The sequence below is a fragment of the Aquabacterium sp. A3 genome (assembly GCF_038069945.1).
Classification (GTDB): domain Bacteria; phylum Pseudomonadota; class Gammaproteobacteria; order Burkholderiales; family Burkholderiaceae_C; genus Aquabacterium.
The window spans coordinates 156,181-177,687 of sequence record NZ_JBBPEV010000002.1 but is presented as its reverse complement, the minus strand read 5'-3'; the positions used below and the strand labels follow the sequence as shown (position 1 = coordinate 177,687).

The window sequence follows — 21,507 nt, the reverse complement described above, 5'->3', positions numbered from 1 at the left end:
CTGACAGAAGGCTCCTGCGGGAGCCTTTTTCACGCCCATTTACTTCACACGCGAAATAAAATGCGCTAAGCTATTTCGCGTGCGAAGCAAACCGAGATTGATCTTCCTGCTCAACAGCGCCCAGCGCCACCTGCAGCAATGGATCGCCCAGCAAACCGAAGCGGCCGGCCGGCAGGGGCAGGTCATGCCCACCCCTGCGCAGAGCGGGGTGATCTTTGCCCTGGGCCAGTCGGATGGCGCCACCATGGGCGAGCTGGCACAAACGCTGGACCTGGCGCCCTCGGCGGTGTCGGGACTCGTCCAGCGCATGGAAGCCTTGGACTGGGTGGCTCGGCACCCCTGCCCGCACGACGGCCGCACCCAGCGCGTGTGGTTGCGCCCTGCGGGGCAGCACCTCCTGCCGATGCTCAAACAGGCCACCACCCGCATCAACGCCCGCCTGACGGAGGGCTTCACCGATGAGGAATTGACGGTCGTTGCACGCTGGCTCAGCCACGTGCAAGGCATCGACGCCTCTTCCCACGAAAGCGCCTGACATGACCGAATCCGTCACCATCACCTGCCAGGATGGCACCCCACTGTCCGGCCACTTTCTACCCGCGCATGCGGGCCTCCAGGCCGCCACCGAGCAAGCGGTGCTCTTGTGCCCTGCCACGGGCGTGAAGCAACAGTTCTACATGCGCTTTGCCGCCTGGCTGGCCGAACAGGGGCATGACGTGCTGGTGTTCGACTACCGAGGCGTGGGCCTGTCCTTGAAGGGCCGGCTGCAAGACTGCCGCGCCACGCTGCCCGAATGGGGCCAGCAAGATCAGGTGGCGGCGCTGAACTGGCTGCTGCAACGCACGGGTCAGGCCCAGGTGGCCCTGATCGGCCACAGCGCGGGCGGGCAGATGATGGGCCTGCTGCCCAACCACCACCGCATCAGCCGCGTGGTGGGCGTGGCCACCTCTTCGGGCTGGTTTCGGGGCATGCGCCTGGGTTTTCGCGTGAAGGCCCATTTCGGGCTGCGCGTGGCGATTCCCCTGGGGGTTCGACTCAAAGGCTACGCGCCCACCGCCCTGCTGGGCCTGGGCGAGAACCTGCCCGCCACCGTGGGCACGCAGTGGGGTCAATGGTGCGCTGCGGGCGGCTACGCCACCAACGCCGTCAAAGGGCAAGCCCACCATGACTTCCACGCCCAGGTGCACATGCCCATCACGGTGTTCCACGCCACCGACGACGACATCGCCACCCCCACCACCGTGGCCGACCTGTTGCGCACCTTTCCTGCCGCCATCAAACAGGTGCACCACATCGCACCGCGTGACCATGGCCTCAAGCGCATCGGCCACATCGACTGGTTCAGGAGCTCTCACCAGGCCTTGTGGCCGCTGTTGGCGCAGGCGTTGAAGGCGCCCCACTGAGGGGCTCAGGGTGCTTGTGGTGCAGCAGAACCCGCACCACCCAGCGCCCCGGCTGTCCGTCAAACGACAAGGCGCCGCCCACGCGATCGAGCACCTGCTGCACAACGGTCAGCCCCAAACCGCTGCCGGCGGTGCTTCGGCTGCCATCGCCCCGCGCAAATGCCTGCAAGACGGCCTCGCGCTGATGGGCGGCAATGCCCTCGCCCGCATCCGTCACCTCGATCCAGAGGCCCTGTGCCTCATGGTCCCGCACGGTCAGCGTCACCGGAGGCCGGCCATGCTTGAATGCGTTGTCGACCAGGTTGTACAGCAGGCGGCGCACCAGGTAAGCGTTGCTGCCCGCCTGAAGCGCCTGCCTGGGCGCCTCCACCGTCAACACGCGGTCATCGCTTTGAACATCGGCAGCCACCTGCCGGGCCTGCTCAGCCACGTCCACCGTCTCATCCACGGGCAGATGGCCCGCCCGCACCACGTCCATGAAGCTCTCGATCAGTGCATCGGCCACCTGGGTGTTGCGGATGATGGATTGACGCAGGGTGACCGCGCCCTCGTCAGGCGGCAGCAACTCGGCGGCCAGCCGGATGCGACTCAGGGGCGATCGCAGGTCATGGGAGATGCCCACCAACATCAGGCTTCTGTCTTTGCGCTGCTGCTCGACCCGGGCCAGCAGTTCATCGTAGGCCTGCGCAATGTCGGCCACCTCGGGCGCGCGCGGCGCCCGCTGCTCATGCTCGGCCTCGGGGCGGCCTTCCTGGATGCGCTGGCGCAGGCGGGCCAGCGGCTGCGACAGATGCCGTGACGTGGCCCACGACAAGGCCAGCACCAGCACCGCCGACACGCCCAGGGTGATCCCGATGAAGTACAGGTTGCTCAGCTCGAACAAGGGCCCCCGCACCGCCCACCACTGCGGGGCGGGCTGGCCTGGCGCCTGGATTTCCAGCCAGACGATGGGCTCGCCATCGGTGGCTTCAGGTGTTTCAGGCACCTCAAAGGCCACACGCCGGACAGCGAGGCCCTGACGGGCCAGCGCGTCTTTCAGCGCACGGACCTGGGGCCACAAGGCACTGGCCTGCATGGCGGCGGGCGGCGGCTGCGAACGCACGGCATGAACGCCTGGCGGCAGGGCCTGCCCCGGGTGGGCGACGGCGGTCTGCAGCGCACCGGCCCACTGCCCGGCCAGGATCTTGGCCACGGTCTTGTTTCTCTCGACGTAATAAAACGAGACGGCCACCACCGACACCACGGTGGCCAGCAAGGCCTGAAGCCACAGCATGCGCGCAAAGAGGCTCATGCCGCGACCGCCACGGCCACCGGCGGGCCTCACCCCCCGCCTCCGGCCACAAAGACATAGCCCTCGCCCCGCAGGGTCTTGATCCAGTCCCGCCCTGGCGCGGCGGCGCGCAGTTTGCGACGCAAGCGCGCCACCTGCACATCCACCGTGCGCTCCTGCGGCCGGTAGCTGCCCAACTGAACCGCCTCGCACAGTTGCTCGCGCGTCAGGGCCTGCCCGGCCGAACGGGCCAGGGCCAGCAGCAATTTGAACTCGACGCTGGTCAAGGTGACGGGCTGCTCGGCGTGCTGATCCGAGCCCACCCGCACCTCGCGCTTGAGCAGGTGAATGCTCAGGCCGTTGAAGTGCAACACCGGCGTCTCCAGCCGACTGGGCGCCTGGCGGCGCAACAGGGCCCGAATCCGGGCCACCAACTCTCGCGGCTCAAACGGCTTGGCCAGGTGGTCGTCAGCCCCCACCTCCAGCCCCAGGACGCGGTCCAGCGGCTCGCCACGGGCCGTGAGCATGATCAGACCCAGGGAAGGAAACCTGGCGCGCCAATCCATGCAGGCCTCAAAGCCATTGCCGTCCGGCAGCATCACGTCCAGCAGCACCACATCGGGCTGGAGCTTGACGATCATCTGCGCGCCCTCGCCAAGGGTCAGGGCACCACGCACCAGCCAGCCTTCTTTTTTCAAAAGCTGGCACAGCAAAGCCGACAACTCGGTGTCGTCGTCCACGATGAGTATGAGCGGTGAGGCATGCATGGCCGGCGCCATTCTACTGGTTACCCCCAGAAAACCACGCCTCAATATGCAATTGCGACAGGATCGTCATATTACGTATTGCTTTGTAGTCCATGAAATAAACGAGGAAGGCTTTAATTAAAACCCCATATCAATCGGCTGAAGGAGAAATTCATGAAGTACGTCAAGAGATGGCTGGCCGCCGCCCTGGTGGCCGCGCTGCCCGCTGCAGCCATGAGCGCCTCACCCGGGTTCCTGATCTACCGCGTCTACCTGCCCAGCACGTCGCCCCAAGAGGTCAAACTGCCCACCCTCACGCTGCGTTACAACGACGGCCGCCCATCCAAAACGCTGGCGCCGTGCGCCAACCCAGTCAAAGGCCTGCTGCAGGACATGGTGACGAAGACGGCCTCCCGCTGCGCCTGGCCCGTGATCGTGGCCGGCCAAAATGGCCTCAATGTGGCCTACCCCGACACCGGGGCCACCTATTGGGTGGCACCATTCATCATCGATCCGGCCATGACCATCCAGGTGGACGGCGAGTTTCCGGACGCCCGCTACATGTCGTTCAATACCTATGACGGCACCGGCGCGTCGTTCGAAGCCAACGGCGTGAAATCCGCACTGGCCGATTACCTCATCAAACCCCATCCGGGCAGCAAGAACCCCTGGAAAACTCAGGCCCCGGCCGGAGGAACCTTCACGGTCGTCGTCACGCCCAATGCCGTGCCAGGCATGCCCAATGCATTGCCCATGCCCCCTGAGAAATCACCCCAGCTCAGCAAGTTCATCGGCATGGGACAGGTGTGCTCCAACGCCCCGTGCCCCGACACGTATGCGTTCGAGCCCTATGGCGGATCCGGCGGCGGCATGTTCCCCAACGTCGACAACGACTACGTGTCGACGCGCCAGGAGGTCACCTGGAAGGACGTGATCGTGGTTCGGGGGAAACTGCCCCGAACCCCCACAGGCGCCTCGGCCACCCACCCCGTGGTGTGGCCCAACCCGAACATGGATGTTCGCTACTGGTCCATCTGCAACAACTGGTCAATGGCCCCGTTCGTGGTGGAGGACTGCCTGTTTGACCACCAGATGGTCACCGACGACGAGGGCTACTACACCTTCGTGACCAGCAGCCAATGGAGCCGACCCAAGAATGCCAACGCAGACCACGGGGTGTCATGGCTGGCGATGTCAACCCTGTTGCCGGCCATCAAGAAACAGATCATCGTGCGCAACATGCTGCCCCATGACTTTGCCGAGGCCATCCAGAACGTGCCGGATCACGGCGGACAGGCGGGCGCCCGGGAGGTGATGAAAGCGTACTACCCGGAGGTGTGGAAGTGCTCCAAGAAGGACTTCGAAGCCGGCGGATGGCGGGCCTGTGCACAGGCCTCGGCACTGAAGCGCTGAGCGATCGTGGTGCATCCGGGGCTATGCTTGCACGCATGCGCATCCTTGGCATCGACCCCGGTCTGCAGACCACCGGCTTCGGCCTCATCGAATCCGATGGGCCGCGGCTGCACTACATCGCCAGCGGCACCATCAAGACCAAAGAGGCCGCCCAGGGCGACCTGCCCACGCGGCTCAAGCTCATCTTCGAGGGCGTGCGCGAGGTCGTGGCGCGTTACGAGCCCCACGAGGCCTCGGTCGAGATCGTCTTCGTCAACGTCAACCCGCAGTCCACCCTGCTGCTGGGGCAAGCCCGAGGGGCGGCGATCGCCGGTCTGATGTGCCTGCCCACGGCGCCCAGCGTCAGCGAGTACACCGCGCTGCAGATGAAAAAGGCGGTGGTGGGCCATGGTCATGCGGCCAAGGCCCAGATCCGGCACATGGTCATGCGCTTGCTGAACTTGCCGCGCGAGCCCAACAACGACGCCTCAGACGCCCTGGGGCTGGCGATCTGCCACGCCCATGCGGGCCACGCGATGGCACAAATGGCCAAGGCCACGGCCCTGAGCCGTCGCACCCACGCGCAGATCAAGGGCGGGCGGGTGTACTGAGCCTCATTGCCCGTCCTTGATCAAACGGGCATGGTCAGACTGGATCGGCCGCGCGTTCATGGGGTACAGCCGCGAAAAGATGGCGATCTGCTGGTGCGACAACTGCACCGGCTGTTTCATCACCATCCACAACACGCCCTCGGAGCATGGCGGCGTGGTCAAAGAGCCCATGTAGGTCACGTAGCGGCGGTCTTCTGGCAACAACTGCAGCAGGTCCAGCGGCTGCAGACCGGCTTGCTCGGTGTTTTTCTCCAGCGGCAGATCGTTCCAGATCTGCTGCACCACCGGGTGGCCAGAGCCCGCCTCCAGCAGCACGGCGATCACGGCCAGTTTGCCCTCGTGGTCCTTGTGCACCAGGTGGGCCACCATGTCGAACTGGCGGCCGTTCAGGCGCTCTTCGCTGGGGCGGTGGAAGTGAAACTGCACCAGGTCGTAGGTGCGTGCATTGACACGGATGCGGTTGCCCGAGGCCATGTTCACCTGCACGGTGTGGCCGTTGTCGATCACCTTGAAGGTGGACGGGCGGTACTCGAACTGGATGGGGTCGAGCTGCACCGGGATGCCGTCCCGGATGTCGATGGGGCTTTGGCGCTGGCCCAGACCACACTGCTTGAATTCAGGATTGAGGGTGTGCCAGTGGGCCGGCCCGTTCTCGCCCTGGTAGGCCCAGTGGGCATGGCCCTGGGCCGCGTGCTCGTCCGCCCCGTGGGCCGCGCGCTTGCCCGCATTGCGCGACGGCGCGCTGCGCGCCTTGACCTGCAAGACCGGCGGCACGTCGCGCTGAGCGCGCACCTGCGAAATCTTGTTCTCGATCATGTCTCGCAACTCGGACATGCTCACGGCGGGCTTGCCGCCCTCGGCCGCAGGCACGGGCGCGGCGGTGTCTGCGGCCGTGGCCGGCGACACCACCACCTTGGTGTGCGATGGCACGGGCTCGTGTGAGGCCGCCGACGTTGCGCCATGGGCAGCATGGGTGGGCTCAGACGCCAGGGCCGGCACGGCCACCAGGGCGCAGCACAACACCAGGGGCGCGCCCAGCAGGCGGGCGCCAGCATACTTCGGGAGGCAACAATCAGGCATCTCGGGTCTCCGCATCAGACCGTGATTTCGGCCACGATGCGAAAAACTTGAGCGGCTTGAGCGGCACCCATCAAAAGTGTGAAGTCAGCCGATAGGCCGGATTCTGTGCAGCCCCTCGCCTTGCGGCGCGAGACCGTGACCGCCATTCCTCTGGGCCGCCTGTCGCCAGAGCGGCTCGGTGCCACCTACCCGCACACAGTCCCCGGGCCAGGGGTAGAACGACACGGCATGACCATGCCGTTCAGCGTGTGCCTATTTGGTGTTGCTGCGCGTAGAGATTGCCCGTTTCACCCGAACTTAACCGGCTCGTCTCTGTTGCTCTGATCCTCACCTCGCGGTGGAGAGGTGTTACCTCCTACGCTGCCCTGTGCAGTCCGGACCTTCCTCCAGTGCGCCCTTTCGGGCCTTGCACCAGCGGCGGTCTGGCTGACTTCACGCCCGCATTATCGCTTCACAAACCTGCCTGGTCCAACACGGCCAGGAAATCGCTGGCGTTGGCAAAGCCGATCACGCGCAACGCGCCCTGCTCTTGCCCCTGGGCATTGAAGAAGATCACGCCCGGCGGGCCGAAGAGGTCAAAGCGCTTGAGCAAGGCACGGTCGTCACGGCTGTTGCGGGTGACGTCGGCCTGCAACAGCACCGCGCCGCGCAGACGGGCCTGCACCTGCGGGTCGGCGAAGGTGCGCACCTCCATCTCGATGCAGGCGGTGCACCAGTCGGCATAGAAGTCGAGCATGACCGGGCGCCCTTGCGCGGCGGCCTGGCTCAGCGCGGCGTCCAGCTCGGCCTCGGTGCGCACCACCTGGAAGGGCAGCACACTGCGGTGGGCGGGGGCCGAGGCCTCCATGCCCAGCCATTGCGTTTGCACATAAGGCCAGGCCGGTCGGCTGAACCACACGGCCACGCCCAGCATCAACACGCCAAACAGCACCTTGACGGCCGTCATCCAGGCACCGGCCCGCGGCAGCAAGGCGCCAGCCGACAAGCCCACCAGCAGCAAGGGCACGCTCATGCCCCAGGCCAGCGCATACAAGGCGCCACCACCCAGGACCACATCCCGCGACTGGCTGATGTACAGCAGCGCGCCGGCCAGCGGTGCCGACACGCAGGGGCTCACCACCAGGGCAGACACCGCGCCCATCACGAACACGCTGACAAAGCGCCCCCCCGGCAGGCGGTTGGCGCCTTCGCCCAACCAGGTCTGCAGCGCCACCGGCAGGCGCAGTTCGTACAGACCGAACATCGACAGCGCCAGCAGCACCATCAGGCCCGTCATGGTCAGCACGATCCAGGGGTGTTGCAGGTAGGCGGCCAGCCCCTGCCCCACCAGCCCGGCCGCCACGCCCAGGGCCGTGTAGACCAGGGCCATGCCTTGCGAGTAGCTCAGCGCCAGCAAAAAGCCTCGCCCGCGCCCCACGGGCGCCTGCTGCCCCAGGATGATGGACGACAGGATGGGCACCATGGGCAGCACGCATGGTGTGAGCGACAAGAGCACACCGGCCACCAGGAACGCCGAGATCACCACCCACCACTGCCCGGAGGCCAGCGCCCGCGTGACCGCATCACCCGAGGCCTGCCCGGGCACAGCGGCCAGCCCCGGCGAGGGGTCGTTGCCATCCAGGTTCAGCGACGGATCACCATCGGCCACCGGCTGGATGGACAGCAGCGCGCCCTGGCCATCCATGCGGAGCTGGAAGGCCCGCGTCTGCGGCGGGTAGCACAGGCCGGCATCGGCACAGCCCTGGTAGGTGATCAGCAGCCGCGCCTCGGCAGGCAGGCCGGGCGGCAGCGTCAGCCCCCCCATCACGTCACGGTGGTACACCTCCATCACCTTGTTGAAGGTGGGGTCGTGCTTGGCCTCGCCGGGGGGCAGGTCCCAGTTCAGGGGCTGCTCGCCCTGTCCGGGCCACTGCAGGCGGCCGGCGGTTTGCTCGCGGTACAGGTAGACGCCAGGCGCCAGGCGGAAATCCACCGCCAGGGCCCGGGGGCCGGTGGCCCGCACCTGCACCTGAAACGCCTGTTCGGCCGGCAAGAACTCGGGTTGCGGCAACTTGAACAACTGCGCCTGCGCCAGACCACTGGACAGCGTCAGCAGGCACGCCAGCCACCAAAGCATCAGCGAGGGCCTGCGCCAGGCCACCATGTTCATGCAAGGACCAAATATGCTCATGCGCACATTGTCGCGCCAGGCCGCGTATCCTGACGGCCTGGCACCGAAAACCCTGCAACGGAGACCCTGATGAAAGCCCACAGCATCCTCGACACCATTGGCCGGACGCCGCATGTGCGCCTCAACCGCCTGTTCGGTCAGGCCGAGGTCTGGATCAAGTCCGAGCGCAGCAACCCGGGCGGATCGATCAAGGACCGCATCGCCCTGGCCATGATCGAAGACGCCGAAGCCCGTGGGGTGCTTCAACCCGGCGGCACCATCATCGAGCCCACCTCGGGCAACACGGGCGTGGGCCTGGCCATGGTGGCGGCCGTCAAGGGCTACAAGCTGGTGCTGGTGATGCCCGACAGCATGTCCATCGAGCGCCGCCGCCTGATGCTGGCCTACGGCGCCAGCTTCGACCTCACCCCCCGCGAAAAGGGCATGAAGGGCGCCATCGCCCGCGCGCAGGAGCTGGTGGAACAAACCCCCGGCGCGTGGATGCCGCAGCAGTTCGAGAACGCCGCCAACATCGCCGTGCACGAGCGCACCACGGCGCAAGAAATCCTGGCCGATTTCCCTGACGGCCTGGACGCCATCATCACCGGCGTGGGCACGGGCGGCCACCTCACCGGCGTGGCCAAGGTGCTCAAGGCCCAGTGGCCCCAGCTGAAGGTGTTCGCAGTGGAGCCCAAGGCCTCGCCCGTGATCTCGGGCGGCAGCCCGGCCCCCCACCCCATCCAGGGCATTGGCGCCGGCTTCGTGCCCGCCAACCTGCACACCGCCTTGCTGGATGGCGTCATCCAGGTGGATGCCGAAGACGCCCGCGAGTACGGCCGCCGCGCCGCCCGTGAAGAGGGCATGCTGGTGGGCATCTCCTCAGGCGCCACGCTGGCCGCCATCGCGCAAAAGCTGCCCGAACTGCCGGCCGGCAGCCGCGTGCTGGGCTTCAACTACGACACGGGCGAACGCTACCTGTCGGTGGAAGGCTACCTGCCGGCCTGAGCCTCAGCGCAGCTTCCAGCGCAGCGTTTCGCCGCCGCGCAGGGGCTTGATCACGGTCTCGCCAAAGGGCAGCTCTTCCGGCACCACCCAGTCTTCACGCACCAGGGTGACGGTGTCGGTGTTGCGCGGCAGGCCGTAGTAGTCGGGGCCATGGAAGCTGGCAAAGCCTTCCAGCTTGTCCAGTGCGCCCACGGCTTCGAAGGCCTCGGCGTACAGCTCCATGGCGCTGGGGGCGCTGTAGCAGCCCGCACAACCTGACGAGTGCTCTTTCAGGTGCGAGGCGTGCGGGGCGCTGTCGGTGCCCAGGAAGAACTTCGGCGAACCACTGGTGGCCGCCTGCACCAGTGCCAGGCGGTGCTCTTCGCGCTTGAGGATGGGCAGGCAGTAGTAATGTGGGCGAATGCCACCCATGAAAATGGCATTGCGGTTGTACAGCAGGTGCTGCGGCGTGATGGTGGCGCCGACGAAGTGGTCGGCATCAAGCACGTACTGGGCCGCTTCCTTGGTGGTGATGTGCTCAAACGCCACCTTCAGCTCCGGAATATCGCGGCGCAGCGGGATGAGCTTGTCGTCGATGAAGGCCTTCTCGCGGTCGAACACGTCGATCTCGTTGTCCGTGACCTCGCCGTGCACGCAAAAAACCATGCCTTCGCGCTGCATGGCCTCCAGCACGGCGTAGGTTTTGCGCAAATCGGTCACGCCCGCGTCGCTGTTGGTGGTGGCGCCCGCCGGGTAGAGCTTGAACGCCACCACACCCGCGTCTTTGGCGCGTTTGACCTCATCAGCCGGGGTGTTGTCGGTCAGGTAGAGCACCATCAGGGGCTCAAACTTCAGGCCCTCAGGCACCGCGGCACGGATGCGGTCGCGGTAGGCCACGGCCATGGCGGCGGTGGTGACGGGCGGGCGCAGGTTGGGCATGACGATGGCCCGTGCAAACTGCTGCGCCGTGGCGGACACCACCGAGGCCATGGCCGCGCCATCGCGCAGGTGCAGGTGCCAGTCATCGGGGCGCACAAGGGTGATCTGGGTGGGGGTGGTCATGTCTACAGCCATCGGTGAAGTGAACGGCCAGCACCGTGGTACGGGCCCATAATCCAGCCGCAGATTGTCTCACTGCCCGCCGAACGTGCTCATTCACCAGGCCATTGCCACCTCTCGTGTCCCAGGCGCGCCCACCATGTCCTGGTCGGGTCGGCGATCGTGGCAACCATGGCGCTTATGGCTGGTGACCTGTTTGATGCTGCTGACGGTCACGACCGCCTGGGCCCAGGCCTCCGCCGAGGCCAGCGCACGCCGCGACGACGCATCCGGCAAGGCCCCCACCCTCGCAGAACAACAGGCATCGCAACAGTCACGGCTTCGACGGTTGGTTGAGCGCCATTCGATCACCCCTCCAGCGCAGGCACTGACCGCCACCGAGGCCGATGCAAGGTACCGGGCGCTCGATCAAGACCTGGCCCAACTGCGTGCAGACGCCGAACAGGCGCTGGACGGGCTGCACACCTCGGCCAGCGCCGACAACCACGATTCCGAGCAGCGTTATGCGATGGCCGACGAGCTCATGCGTGCGCTCAGTGCGCTGCAGGCCCAGCGCGTGGCCCTGCTGCCGCACCTGTCGGTGGCCGAACGCGCCCGGTGGACGGGCTTGAGCTGGGGTGCATGGTCTCGCATCGTCAATGAACTGAAACACGTTCAGCTGATGGCGCGCTGGTATCCGGTGCAGCGCCTGCACGCGTTCGACAGCCTGGTGATCCAGCTGCACGATGGGCTCACGGCAGGGCGCTACGGCCTGGGCGTGTTCGCGGTGCTGGGCCTTGTTGTGGGGCTGCAGGTGTTGCGCGCCCGCAGCCGTTCGGTGCTGGACCGCTGGCGGCGACGCCTCGTGAGTCAGATTCACTTCGCTGCACTGGCCCGCTGGGCAGACGGGGCCATGCGCATGGTGATCACCATCGCCCCCGAGCTGATCCTGCTGGCCACCATTTACTTGCTGTTTGACCAGTTGCTGGCCAACATCCAGGGGCTGCCCGAACTCGGTGTGCTGCGCTCGCTGGCCTACGCCTATGCCTGGTACGCACTGGCCCTGGCGTTCTCGCACCGGGTGCTGCTGACGGCGGTGTCTCGGCATCGGGTGGTCGGCCACGAACTCAACGCCAAGATTCGCAGCTCCTTGCGCCTGGTGGGGGCCGTGGTGCTGGCCATGAGTTGGTACCTGTTGCTGGCCCAGGCGGCCCTGGGCCGGGGGGCGCTGTACGGCATTGCCGCGAATCTGGCCACGGTGGCCGTGGTGCTGGTGGCATGGCGACTCATCCAGCGCTGGCGGGGCGAGGTCACGCAAGCCTATCTGGCCTTTTTTCCGACCGGTCGCCTGGCCGGGGCTGTGCGCGCCACCCAGGACCAGGGCATCGGCATCGGCGTGGCCGCCGCCGCCTTCCTGTACGTGGCGGCGCGAGGGTTGTGGATCTGGGTGCGCGACGTCACCCTGAGCTTCGAGCAGACGCGCCGGGCCCTGGCCTACATCCTGCGGCAGCAACTGCAGTATCAAAGTCGAAAACAGGTCAGTGAAGCCGGTGATGTCGAACTGCCTGATGCGCTCGTGCAGGCCTTCTCGGAAGAAGCCGCCCCACCGGCCCTGCGCATCGACCACCACCCCGGCCTGGACGAGGTGCTGGCGCGTGCCGCCACGCTGCGTGCAGGCGAACACGGCGGCATCGTGGCCCTCACGGGTGAGCGCGGCAGCGGCAAGACCTCGTGGTTGATGTCGCTGACCGATCAACTGCCCGCCGGACTGCCGGCCGTGCGCCACGAAGTTCAAGACCGCATCACCGAGCCGCAACAGCTGTACGCCCTGTTGCGCGAGGTGCTGGGCCTGAGTGCCGATGCACACAGCCACGAGCGCCTGGTCAGCGAATTGCTGCAGGCCCCAGGGCAGGTGGTGATGATCGACCTGTGCCAAAACCTCATGCTGCGCGCCGTCGGTGGCCTGCAGGCCTATGAAGCGCTGCTTCGCCTGGCCGAGGCCACCACGGGCCGCGTGTTGTGGGTGCTGGCGTTCGCGCGCTGGCCGTTCGAATACCTGCGCCGGGTGCATCCTCACCGCGATGTGTTTGACCAGGTCATCGCGCTGAGAGGCTGGCCCGAACAGGCCGTGGCAGAGATGCTGGACAAACGCCTGCAAGCGGCCGGCTACACGGCCAACTTCGACCAGTTGATCACTCAGCTGTCGCCGGTTTATTCAGCCACGCATGCCTCACCTGATCAGGCCGACCGCAACTCGGACCGCTTCTACCGACTGATCTGGGACTATGCCGACGGCAACCCCCGGGTGGCCCTGCACTTTTTCCGTCTGGCCCTCGTGCCGTCGCCGCGTGGCGACCGGCAGGTGGATGCACGTCTGTTTCCGATGCCCGACGCCAACCGGCTGGAGCGCTTCAAGGCGCACGCCCAGTTCATCCTGGCCGCACTGGTGCAACACGAAAACCTGAGCGCCGCCGAAGCCACGCGCAGCATTCGTTTTGCACCCCATGAGTGCGAGCGCGTGCTCAACATGCTGGCCCAAGACGGCGTGCTGACGCAGGAGGCCGGGCGCTATCGGGTCTCGACACACTGGAACCGCGCCGTACTGCACTTCCTGCAGCGCAAGAAGCTGCTGGTGATCTGAACCGGAACACGACCCATGCAAGACGCTGGACAAATCCTTCAGTTCCTGCGGCCAGGAGGCATCCCGACGGCCCTGCTGATCTTTCTGATGGCCTGGCTGCTGGTGCGGGTGCTGCAAAGCGTCAGCGAACAACTGGGCAACCGGCTGGTGGATCGACGCCTGACCATCAACCAGGTGGTGACCATCCTGCGGTTCGTGATCTACATCGGGGCCTTCGCTGCAGCGGTGCCCGTGATCTTCGCGCTCACAGACGAGATGCTGATCGCCCTGGGCGGCACCATCGCGGTCACGGTCGGCTTTGCATTGAAAGACCTGGCGGCGTCCATCATCGCGGGCATCACCCTGCTGGTGGACAAGCCCTTCCAGGTGGGCGATCGGGTGACTTTCGATGGCCACTACGGCGAGATCGTGTCCATCGGCCTGCGCTCGGTTCGCCTGGTCACCCTGGACGACAACCTGGTGACCATCCCGAACAACAAGTTCCTCAGTGACAGCGTGTCATGCGGCAACGCCGGCGAGCTCAACATGCTGATCCAGATGGACTTCTACATCGGCATCGACCAGGACCTGCCCCAGGCCAAACAGATCGCGCAAGAAGCCCTGACCAGCTCACCTTACGCCTACCTTGACAAGCCCTGGGCCGTGCTGGTCAACGAGGTGGTGCACGAGCAGTACTTTGCGCTGAGGCTGCGTTGCAAGGTGTACGTGATGGACGTGCGCTATGAAAAGACGCTGGAGAGCGACGTGACCGAACGCCTGGTGGCAGGCTTTGCCCAGGCCGGCATCCAGCGCCCCGCCATGCTGTACCGCAAAACCCCCGAATGAACTCAAACCAGGAGACCCCATGAAAAGCCTGAACAGCGAGCCCTCCACGGGCGCACGCATTTTCAAAGTGGTGGCCATCGTCGCTGCCGTGGTGGTGGCCTTGTCCGCCATGAACCCGGTGTCGGTCATCTCCGCTGGCGAGCGCGGTGTCAAGACCACCTTCGGCAAGCCTGACGACGAGGTCTATGGCCCAGGCATCCATTTCAAGATCCCGTTGGCGCAGCGCATGCACGTGATGGACGTGCGCATCCAGAAGGGTGAGGGTGAAGGCAACGCCGCCTCGCGCGACCTGCAGTCGGTGCACACCCGCATCGCCATCAACTACCACCTCGACCCCAGCCGGGTGGTGGACGTGTTTCGCAATATCGGGCCGACCACCGACATCGCGGCCGAGCGCATCATCCTGCCCGCCGTGCAGGAGGCCGTGAAGGCCATCACCGCGCGCTTCACCGCCGAAGAGCTGATCACCCGCCGCACCGAAGTGCGCAACGAGATCGGTGAGCTGCTGAAAGAAAAAATGCGCCGCCACGGCCTGGTGCTCGACGAGTTCGCCATCGTGGACTTTGCCTTCTCGCGGGCGTTCTCTGAGGCCATCGAGGCCAAGGTGCGCGCCGAACAGGAAAAGCTCAAGGCCGAACGCGACCTGCTGCGCATCGAGGTGGAGGCCAAACAGAAGGTGACCAGCGCCCGCGCCGAGGCCGAGGCCCTGGCCTTGCAGCGCCAACAGATCACGGCCGACCTGCTGGCCCTGCGCCGCGTCGAAAACGAGCGCGAGGCCATCCGCAAATGGGATGGCAAGCTGCCCAACGTGACCAGCGGCGCCGTGCCCTTCGTCAACGTCGACGGCACGCGCTGAAGCCGGCAGGGATCAGGGCATGACTTGGGCCCTGCACTCGGCCGGGATGGTGCTCAAGGCCGTTTGAGGCTCGGGCGGCACAGGCTCGCCGTCCGCCTCGGCACGCACCTTGGCCATGAAATGCTCGTGTTGCTGGACGCTGGCCTCCAGCCAGGCCTGGTCGGGCGTGAGGTCCGCACGTTCGCCCACGCAGGCACAGTAGGCCTCCCGCACGGCGGGCTTGATGTCGTGAGGCAGTTCTGCGCTGCACTGTTGCCTCATCATCTGCCGCAAGTGCCGGGCGGTGCATGTGGCTTGAATGCGGGCGGCCAGTTGACCGGCCTCGGCCACCGACAGCACACGCCCCTTGTCCCCCTCGGGCCGCCCCTGTGCCGCCTCGTTGATCACCTCCGGCATGCACTCGCAGGCCATGTCCACCACAGGCTTCAAGGCCGCAGCCTCGGCGTCGGATTGGGCCTTGCTGACCACCTGCGTCATCTTGGCGCACTGCCGCTCGGCGTGATGGCGCAGCCCCTTCAGCACCAGGCTTTCAGTGATCTGGTTGGACTGCGCTGGCGCCAATGAGGCCACAGAAAGCAAGAAAGCGGCGATGAGCGCGCGACGAATTCGATGAAACATACAGGGGTGCGTTGTAGGGTGGGTTGTGGGGCTTCACGCCACACCACAGCCGACTCACTCGCTTTGCTGCAGCCGCCACATCTGGGCATAACGCCCATTGGCGGCCAGCAATTGCGGGTGCGTGCCGCGCTCGATGATACGCCCCTGATCCATCACCAGGATCTCGTGCGCGTTGACGATGGTGGACAAGCGGTGCGCGATCACCAGCACCGTCTTGCCCTGCGACACCGAGGCCAGTTCGGCCTGGATGGCGCGTTCGTTGGCCGAATCGAGCGCCGAGGTGGCCTCGTCAAAAATCAGCACGGGCGGGTTCTTCAGCAGGGTGCGGGCAATGGCCACACGCTGCTTCTCGCCGCCTGACAGCTTCAGGCCCCGCTCGCCCACCACCGTGTCATAGCCCTTGGGCGTGTGGCTGATGAAGTCGTGGATGCGCGCAGCTTTCGCGGCGGCGATCACCTCGTCGTGCGTGGCCTCAGGCCGACCATAGGCGATGTTGTAGGCCACCGTGTCGTTGAAGAGCACGGTGTCTTGCGGCACGATGCCGATGTGGCGGCGCAGGCTGTCTTGTGTCAGCGCGCGCACGTCGTGCCCGTGGATGCTGATGCGGCCTGCCTGCACGTCATAGAAGCGGTACAACAGCCGCGCCAGGGTGGATTTGCCCGAGCCCGACGGCCCCACCACCGCCACGGTGTGCCCGGCCGGGATCTCGAAGCTCACGTCGTGCAGGATGGGCCGATCGGGCTCGTAGGCAAACTTCACGTGGTCAAAGCGCACGGCCGGTGGAGACTTCACCATCAAGGGTCGCGCATCGGGCGCATCGGGCACCTCGCGGTCGCGCTCCATCAGCGTGAACATCTTGTCCAGGTCGGTGACGGCCTGCTTGATTTCGCGGTAGATCACCCCCAGAAAATTCAAAGGGATGTAGAGCTGGATCATGAAGGCATTGACCATGACCAGGTCGCCCACCGTCAACTCACCGGACACCACGCCTTGTGTGGCCCGCCACAACATGGCGATCAGGCCCAGGGCGATGATGGTCTGCTGCCCTGCGTTGAGCAGGGACAGGCTTTGCTGGCTCTTCACCCCGGCGCGGCGCAGGCGCTCCAGCGCCTCGTCATAGCGGCGGGTTTCGAAGTCTTCGTTGTTGAAGTACTTGACGGTTTCGTAGTTGAGCAACGAGTCGATGGCCCGTGTGTGGGCCTTGGAGTCCAGCTCATTCATCTCGCGCCGAAAGCGCGTGCGCCACTGCGTGACGGTGACCGTGAAGGCCACATAAAACACCAGCGCCGTGAGCGTGATGACCGCGTACATGGCGTCGAACTTCACGGCCAGCAAGGTGAGCACCAGCCCCACCTCGATCAGCGTGGGGATGATGCTGTAGAGCGAATACGAAATCAGCGAATGCACGGCCCGCGTGCCGCGCTCGATGTCGCGCGTCATGCCACCGGTCTGGCGCTCGAGGTGAAAGCGCAGGCTCAGCGCATGCAGGTGCGAAAACACCTTCAGCGAGATGCTGCGCGCTGCGCCCTCGGTGGCCTTGGCAAACACCAGTTCGCGCAGCTCGGTGAACAAGGAGGTGGACAGGCGCAACAGCCCATAGCCCACCAGCAGGCCCACGGGCACGGCCAGCATGGCCTGGGCCATGGTGGGTTGCGGCGCCAGTTGATCCACCAGTTGCTTGAGCAGCACCGGCACGCCCACATTGGCCACCTTGGCGCCCACCATGAACGCCAGGGCCAGCATCACCCGCCATTTGTAGGCCCACAGGTAGGGCCACAGCCGTGCCAGGGTGTCGCGGTCAGATCGTGAGGATGTGCCTGCCGGCGTGGGGGTCTCGGCGGCGGGGGCGTGCGCAAAGCGTCGCATTGGTGGAAGAATGTCGGTCAGAAGAAATCGTCCGGTGCATTGTCGTCCGGATCACAGAAAGCCGCTGAGCATGACCGTCCACCCCAAGCCCAACACCCTGATGAGCCCGCCCGACCTGCATCCCGAGATGGAGCTGGTCATGCGGGTGATGCCCATGCCGGCCGACGCCAACGGCAATGGCGACATCTTCGGGGGCTGGATCATGGCCCAGGTCGACCTGGCCGCCTGCGTGTTGCCGGCACGCATCTCCAAAGGCCGTGTGGCCACGATCGCCGTCAACGAGTTCATCTTTCGCAATGCGGTGTCGGTGGGCGATCTGCTGTCCTTCTATGCCCGCGTCGAGAAGATCGGTAAAACCTCGATCACCGTGCACGTGGAGGTGTGGGCCGAGCGCCAGCCCGCCAACCCCATCCTGGTCAAGGTGACTGAAGCCAAGGTGACCTACGTCGCGATCGACCGTGAAGGCCGTCCCCGCCCCGCCTTGCCGGCATGATGGCGGCCATGCGCGCGCTCACCCCCCACACCATCGACCAGGTTCCATCGGCGCTGCGCGAGCAGGGCTGGGCCGTGGTCGCGCCCGACGCCCTGCTGAACTGGCTGCACCAACCGGCGTCGGCCGCCGACGAGGTGCACGCCCACTGGCATGACCTGCCGCCCGACCAGCACCTGCGCGACGGCGGCCACTACCGCTATCGCCGGCACGGCTGCTTTGTGCACGACACCCGCACCAACGTGCTGACGCAGACCCCGCACCGCGCCCACTGGCAGCCCGTGACCTACAACGCCCTGCACGGCGGCTTCGAGCGCTGGTTCGAGCCCATCGCCCCGGCGGTGGTGAGCCACCCCTTGTGGCAGGCCCTGTTGCGCCAATTGGGGGGGCTGCTGGCCACGGTCAAACCGGTGCCCGCCTGGTACATCGAGGCCCATCCTTTCCGGGTGGACACCACCGGCGGCATCGGGCGGCCCACACCTGAGGGCGCCCACCGCGATGGCGTGGACTTTGTGGCCGTGCTCATGCTGGAGCGCCAGGGCATCAAGGGCGGCGAGACCCGTGTGTTTGAAGCCGATGGCCCCTACGGCGTGCGCTTCACGCTGGACCAGCCCTGGAGTCTGCTGTTGCTGGACGACCAGCGGGTGATCCACGAGTCCACCCCCATCCAGCCGCAGGGCGACCACGGCTGGCGCGACACCCTGGTGCTCACCTACCGCCAGGGTGGCTTTCAGCAATCGGCTTGAGTTGCATCAATGAAAACCCCGGGGTGCACACCGCATCTCGGGCTTGGCGTGCACCACAGGCGGCTTCTATACTGGCGGCCGGTGTGAGGTTTTGCACACCGCCTCTTCATGTCCATGCCCCACCTTGCCATTTTTCGCCAACGCCAGGCCACCCGACGGGTGAGCCTGCTGGTGCTGCTGGCCTTGTGGTGCAACCTGCTCTTGCCCACGCTGCTGGAGCAGCTGCAAGACCGCGCTGAAGACAACCCCTTCCTGGCCGTGTGCTCCTCCACCGGGGTGCGCATGCTGGCCTTGCCGACGGCCGACCTCTGGGATGCGTCGGCGGCCGACACCCACGACCAGGGCCCGGCCACCCAGATGGCCGGCAGCATGCATTGCGTGCTGTGCCACCTGGGCACCGCCTGGCTGCCCAGCACAGACCACACCTCGTCTGTGCCTGCGGCCCCCACCGGGGCCTTGCACCGGTTCAGCCTGGTGCTGAACCCTGGGCCCACGCACTTGCCGTGGTCCACCCTGCCCGCCCGGGCACCCCCCGCTGTCGTCTGAGTCGAGTTTTCTTTTTGTTGCTCGGGCACGCCTGTTTCAGGCGTGCCTGAAGCGCGTGCGACTTTCTTTCTCAGACAAGCATGAACCACTTTCACATCCTGGGCCTGAGCGCCCTGGCCGCCAGCCTGTGCGCGCCCCTCGCCGCCCACGCCCACGTCTCCTACACCAACCGCGACCTGGGCACCTTCACCGGCACCACCATCGCCACCAACACCATCAGCAACCAGACCATTTCCGGCAACTTTGGCTGGGCCGACGCGGCCGATGCCGACTGGGGCGACAGCCACAAGGTACGCTGGTTCCGCTTCACGCTGGAACAAACCGCCGACGTCACCCTGACGGCCAGCGCCAACGCCACGGCCACCGCCGCCTCGATCGGCGGCCTGATCCCGGGCTTCTCGCTGTACGGCGGTCTGGCACCCTCGGCGGCTTACGACAACGCCGCCGTCACACAGGCCTACCGCGCCACCTTGCCCTTCGCGACAGAGGGCGCCCTCAACACCCTGGGTGACTTCCAGATCGGCAACGACAGTGGCGTCATCAATACCTTGAGCTTCATCGGCCACTCGCTGGACGGTGTGGGCTATCTGGGGGATGGCACCGTGGACGGTCACACCAGCCGCACCTTCTCGCTGGCGGCAGGCACCTACTCGCTGGTGGTGGGCGGTGGCGACCATCTGGCACAACTGCCTGGCAACCCCAACCTGGCGAGCCCCTACGGCATGAGCGTGTCCATCGCCGTGACCCCGGTGCCCGAGCCCTCGGCCATCGCCATGGTGCTGGCAGGTCTGGCGTGTGCCGGCGTCGCCGTGCGCCGCCGCACCGCGCGCTGAGACACCCCGTTCACCTCGGAGCACCTCATCATGAAACTCACATACCTTTTCGCAGCACTGGGTGGCGCTGCGCTGCTGGGTCACGCCCAAGCCCACGAAGTCACCTACAACGTCAGCCTGAGCTTCAACCAGGTCGTCTATGAGGCCTCTCATCCTGACTGGGACACCCTCTTCACCGGCACCTTCAGCTTCAACGAGCACACTGGCGAAGTGAGCAAGCTGCAAGGCTCGCTCACCCAGGCCATGACGGGCAACACCGTGTCGCGCCAGTTGAGCCATCAGCTGTCGTCGGTGTATGACGCCAGCCTGGGTGGCTACGTCGTCAGCACCTTTTTTCAAGACAGCACCGATGTGTTCAGTGGCGGCGGCTTTGCCACGGGTGGCATGAACACCTTTGGCAACCAGAACGCCTACGTCAGCATCTTCGTCAACGCCAGCGACCCCACCACCGCACTCACCAGTGCCCAGATCGACAAGCTGGCCTACGGCGACTGCACCGACGGCAGCCTGATGGGCATGGGCATGTCCAAGACCATCTGCATGACGGGCTGGGTGAACCACGCCAAGGCCAACCTGGCCGGCGGCACCATGCAGGGCACCTACCCCATAATGCAAACCATCTCGGCCGTGCCTGAGCCGGGCGCCATCGCGCTGACCTTGTCGGGGCTGGTCCTGGTGGGTTTTGCCGCACGACGGCGACGGACGGTGGCAGCCCTGGCCCTGGCCAGCGCCAGCCTGGGCGCCCAGGCCGCCACCTACAACGTCACCACCATCTGGGAAGAGCCCGACACGGCTCCCCGCAACACCATCTTCGAGGGCAGCTTCGATTACGACGCCGCCACCAAGACGGTGAGCAACCTGCAAGGCCGCCTGAGCGAGTCCATGACCGGCAGCCCCAGTTCTTCGTCAGCCGACTACGACATGACCTGGCTGGACCTGGACCACCAGTTGGTGAGCTGGTACGACACCGCGCTGGGCGGCACCTTTGCGGCCACCTTCAAGAACAACAGCACCAGCACGTTCTTTGGTGGTGGGTGGACGCCCGAAGCAGGCATCGCCGTGGGGGGCATCTACGCCGGCTTCCCGGTGGCCGGCAACAACCCCGGCAATGCCTACGCATTGATCTTCGTGCCCGATGCCCCGTTGACCAGCCTGACGCAGGCCCAGATCGACCAGCTGGCCTACGCCGACTGCGCCCCTGGCGGCATGATGGGCGCCGCCTGCATGACCGGCACCAGCGCGGCGGGCTACGGCTCGGTGGGCACCATGAGCGGCTTCCCGCTGTCGCAGAGCATCACGGCGGTGACGCCGGCCGTGCCTGAGCCTGGTTCGGTGGTCCTGCTGCTCACGGGTCTGGCCGTGGTGGCTGGCGTGGCCCGCCGTCGTCAACACACCGCCTGATGAGCAGGACAG

At 66.1% G+C, this 21,507-nt stretch carries 20 protein-coding genes and 1 other RNA gene; 13 read left to right on the top strand and 8 right to left on the bottom strand.

What is annotated here, in order from left to right:
* Nucleotides 1-97: 97 nt before the first annotated feature.
* Both WNB94_RS10000 and WNB94_RS09995 read left to right on the top strand, forming a co-directional pair.
* Complete coding sequence (locus WNB94_RS10000; RefSeq protein WP_341390214.1) at nt 98-535, top strand: MarR family winged helix-turn-helix transcriptional regulator; 438 nt, start codon at nt 98-100, stop codon at nt 533-535.
* Nucleotide 536: 1 nt separating this feature from the next.
* Complete coding sequence (locus WNB94_RS09995) at nt 537-1,403, top strand: alpha/beta hydrolase family protein (protein ID WP_341390213.1); 867 nt, start codon at nt 537-539, stop codon at nt 1,401-1,403.
* Here WNB94_RS09995 and WNB94_RS09990 read toward each other — a convergent pair.
* Nucleotides 1,342-2,694: an ATP-binding protein gene (locus tag WNB94_RS09990; RefSeq protein WP_341390211.1), complete on the bottom strand. Its 1,353-nt coding sequence runs from the start codon at nt 2,692-2,694 to the stop codon at nt 1,342-1,344. The genes WNB94_RS09995 and WNB94_RS09990 overlap by 62 nt on opposite strands.
* A gap of 29 nt (nt 2,695-2,723) precedes the next feature.
* Entirely contained in the window at nt 2,724-3,440 is a 717-nt protein-coding gene (locus WNB94_RS09985; protein ID WP_341390210.1) for a response regulator transcription factor, read from the bottom strand.
* Nucleotides 3,441-3,593: 153 nt separating this feature from the next.
* On the opposite strand from WNB94_RS09985, the gene WNB94_RS09980 reads away from it, so the two are divergent.
* Both WNB94_RS09980 and ruvC read left to right on the top strand, forming a co-directional pair.
* Nucleotides 3,594-4,832, top strand: coding sequence for a hypothetical protein (locus WNB94_RS09980; protein ID WP_341390209.1), 1,239 nt, complete (start codon nt 3,594-3,596; stop codon nt 4,830-4,832).
* 35 nt (nt 4,833-4,867) lie between these two features.
* A complete protein-coding gene (ruvC, locus tag WNB94_RS09975) occupies nt 4,868-5,422 on the top strand; it encodes a crossover junction endodeoxyribonuclease RuvC (RefSeq protein ID WP_341390208.1) in 555 nt (184 codons plus the stop codon).
* 3 nt (nt 5,423-5,425) lie between these two features.
* Here the strand turns inward: ruvC and WNB94_RS09970 are convergent, their stop codons facing one another.
* The 3 genes from WNB94_RS09970 to dsbD all read right to left on the bottom strand — a co-directional run bounded on the left by WNB94_RS09970 (nt 5,426) and on the right by dsbD (nt 8,672).
* Entirely contained in the window at nt 5,426-6,502 is a 1,077-nt protein-coding gene (locus WNB94_RS09970) for a carbonic anhydrase (protein WP_341390206.1), read from the bottom strand.
* 76 nt (nt 6,503-6,578) lie between these two features.
* An RNA gene (gene rnpB, locus WNB94_RS09965) (RNase P RNA component class A) lies at nt 6,579-6,936 on the bottom strand.
* A gap of 17 nt (nt 6,937-6,953) precedes the next feature.
* The gene (gene dsbD / locus WNB94_RS09960; RefSeq protein WP_341390204.1) at nt 6,954-8,672 is read right to left on the bottom strand and encodes a protein-disulfide reductase DsbD; all 1,719 of its coding nucleotides are present in this window, start codon (nt 8,670-8,672) and stop codon (nt 6,954-6,956) included.
* A 69-nt stretch (nt 8,673-8,741) separates the two neighbouring features.
* Here dsbD and cysK point away from each other — a divergent pair, with 69 nt between their 5' ends.
* On the top strand, nt 8,742-9,656 hold the full coding sequence (gene cysK / locus WNB94_RS09955; RefSeq protein WP_341390203.1) for a cysteine synthase A: 915 nt from the start codon (nt 8,742-8,744) through the stop codon (nt 9,654-9,656).
* Between the two features lie 3 nt (nt 9,657-9,659).
* Here the strand turns inward: cysK and pyrC are convergent, their stop codons facing one another.
* Nucleotides 9,660-10,697 carry a dihydroorotase gene (pyrC, locus tag WNB94_RS09950; protein ID WP_341390202.1) on the bottom strand — a complete coding sequence of 346 codons (1,038 nt, stop codon included), beginning with the start codon at nt 10,695-10,697 and terminating at the stop codon, nt 9,660-9,662.
* Between the two features lie 196 nt (nt 10,698-10,893).
* On the opposite strand from pyrC, the gene WNB94_RS09945 reads away from it, so the two are divergent.
* The 3 genes from WNB94_RS09945 to WNB94_RS09935 are packed head-to-tail and all read left to right on the top strand — an operon-like array spanning nt 10,894 to nt 14,995.
* A complete protein-coding gene (locus WNB94_RS09945; RefSeq protein WP_341390200.1) occupies nt 10,894-13,314 on the top strand; it encodes an AAA family ATPase in 2,421 nt (806 codons plus the stop codon).
* Between the two features lie 15 nt (nt 13,315-13,329).
* Nucleotides 13,330-14,139, top strand: a complete 810-nt coding sequence (locus tag WNB94_RS09940; protein WP_341390198.1) for a mechanosensitive ion channel family protein — start codon at nt 13,330-13,332, stop codon at nt 14,137-14,139.
* A gap of 19 nt (nt 14,140-14,158) precedes the next feature.
* Nucleotides 14,159-14,995 (top strand): prohibitin family protein, encoded by an 837-nt coding sequence (locus WNB94_RS09935; protein WP_341390196.1) that lies wholly within the window; start codon nt 14,159-14,161, stop codon nt 14,993-14,995.
* Nucleotides 14,996-15,007: 12 nt separating this feature from the next.
* On the opposite strand, the gene WNB94_RS09930 is transcribed toward WNB94_RS09935, so the two are convergent.
* Both WNB94_RS09930 and WNB94_RS09925 read right to left on the bottom strand, forming a co-directional pair.
* Nucleotides 15,008-15,613, bottom strand: coding sequence for a hypothetical protein (locus tag WNB94_RS09930; RefSeq protein ID WP_341390194.1), 606 nt, complete (start codon nt 15,611-15,613; stop codon nt 15,008-15,010).
* 54 nt (nt 15,614-15,667) lie between these two features.
* On the bottom strand, nt 15,668-17,479 hold the full coding sequence (locus tag WNB94_RS09925) for an ABCB family ABC transporter ATP-binding protein/permease (RefSeq protein WP_341390193.1): 1,812 nt from the start codon (nt 17,477-17,479) through the stop codon (nt 15,668-15,670).
* A 70-nt stretch (nt 17,480-17,549) separates the two neighbouring features.
* Between WNB94_RS09925 and WNB94_RS09920 the strand changes: the two genes are divergently transcribed.
* The 5 genes from WNB94_RS09920 (at nt 17,550) to WNB94_RS09900 (ending at nt 21,495) form a co-directional block, all read left to right on the top strand.
* Nucleotides 17,550-17,972 (top strand): acyl-CoA thioesterase, encoded by a 423-nt coding sequence (locus WNB94_RS09920; RefSeq protein WP_341390192.1) that lies wholly within the window; start codon nt 17,550-17,552, stop codon nt 17,970-17,972.
* Nucleotides 17,973-17,980: 8 nt separating this feature from the next.
* Nucleotides 17,981-18,715, top strand: a complete 735-nt coding sequence (locus WNB94_RS09915; protein ID WP_341390190.1) for a 2OG-Fe dioxygenase family protein — start codon at nt 17,981-17,983, stop codon at nt 18,713-18,715.
* A gap of 114 nt (nt 18,716-18,829) precedes the next feature.
* On the top strand, nt 18,830-19,261 hold the full coding sequence (locus WNB94_RS09910) for a DUF2946 family protein (protein ID WP_341390189.1): 432 nt from the start codon (nt 18,830-18,832) through the stop codon (nt 19,259-19,261).
* Nucleotides 19,262-19,341: 80 nt separating this feature from the next.
* Nucleotides 19,342-20,094 carry a PEP-CTERM sorting domain-containing protein gene (locus tag WNB94_RS09905; protein ID WP_341390188.1) on the top strand — a complete coding sequence of 251 codons (753 nt, stop codon included), beginning with the start codon at nt 19,342-19,344 and terminating at the stop codon, nt 20,092-20,094.
* 30 nt (nt 20,095-20,124) lie between these two features.
* On the top strand, nt 20,125-21,495 hold the full coding sequence (locus WNB94_RS09900; RefSeq protein ID WP_341390187.1) for a PEP-CTERM sorting domain-containing protein: 1,371 nt from the start codon (nt 20,125-20,127) through the stop codon (nt 21,493-21,495).
* Nucleotides 21,496-21,507 lie beyond the last annotated feature (12 nt).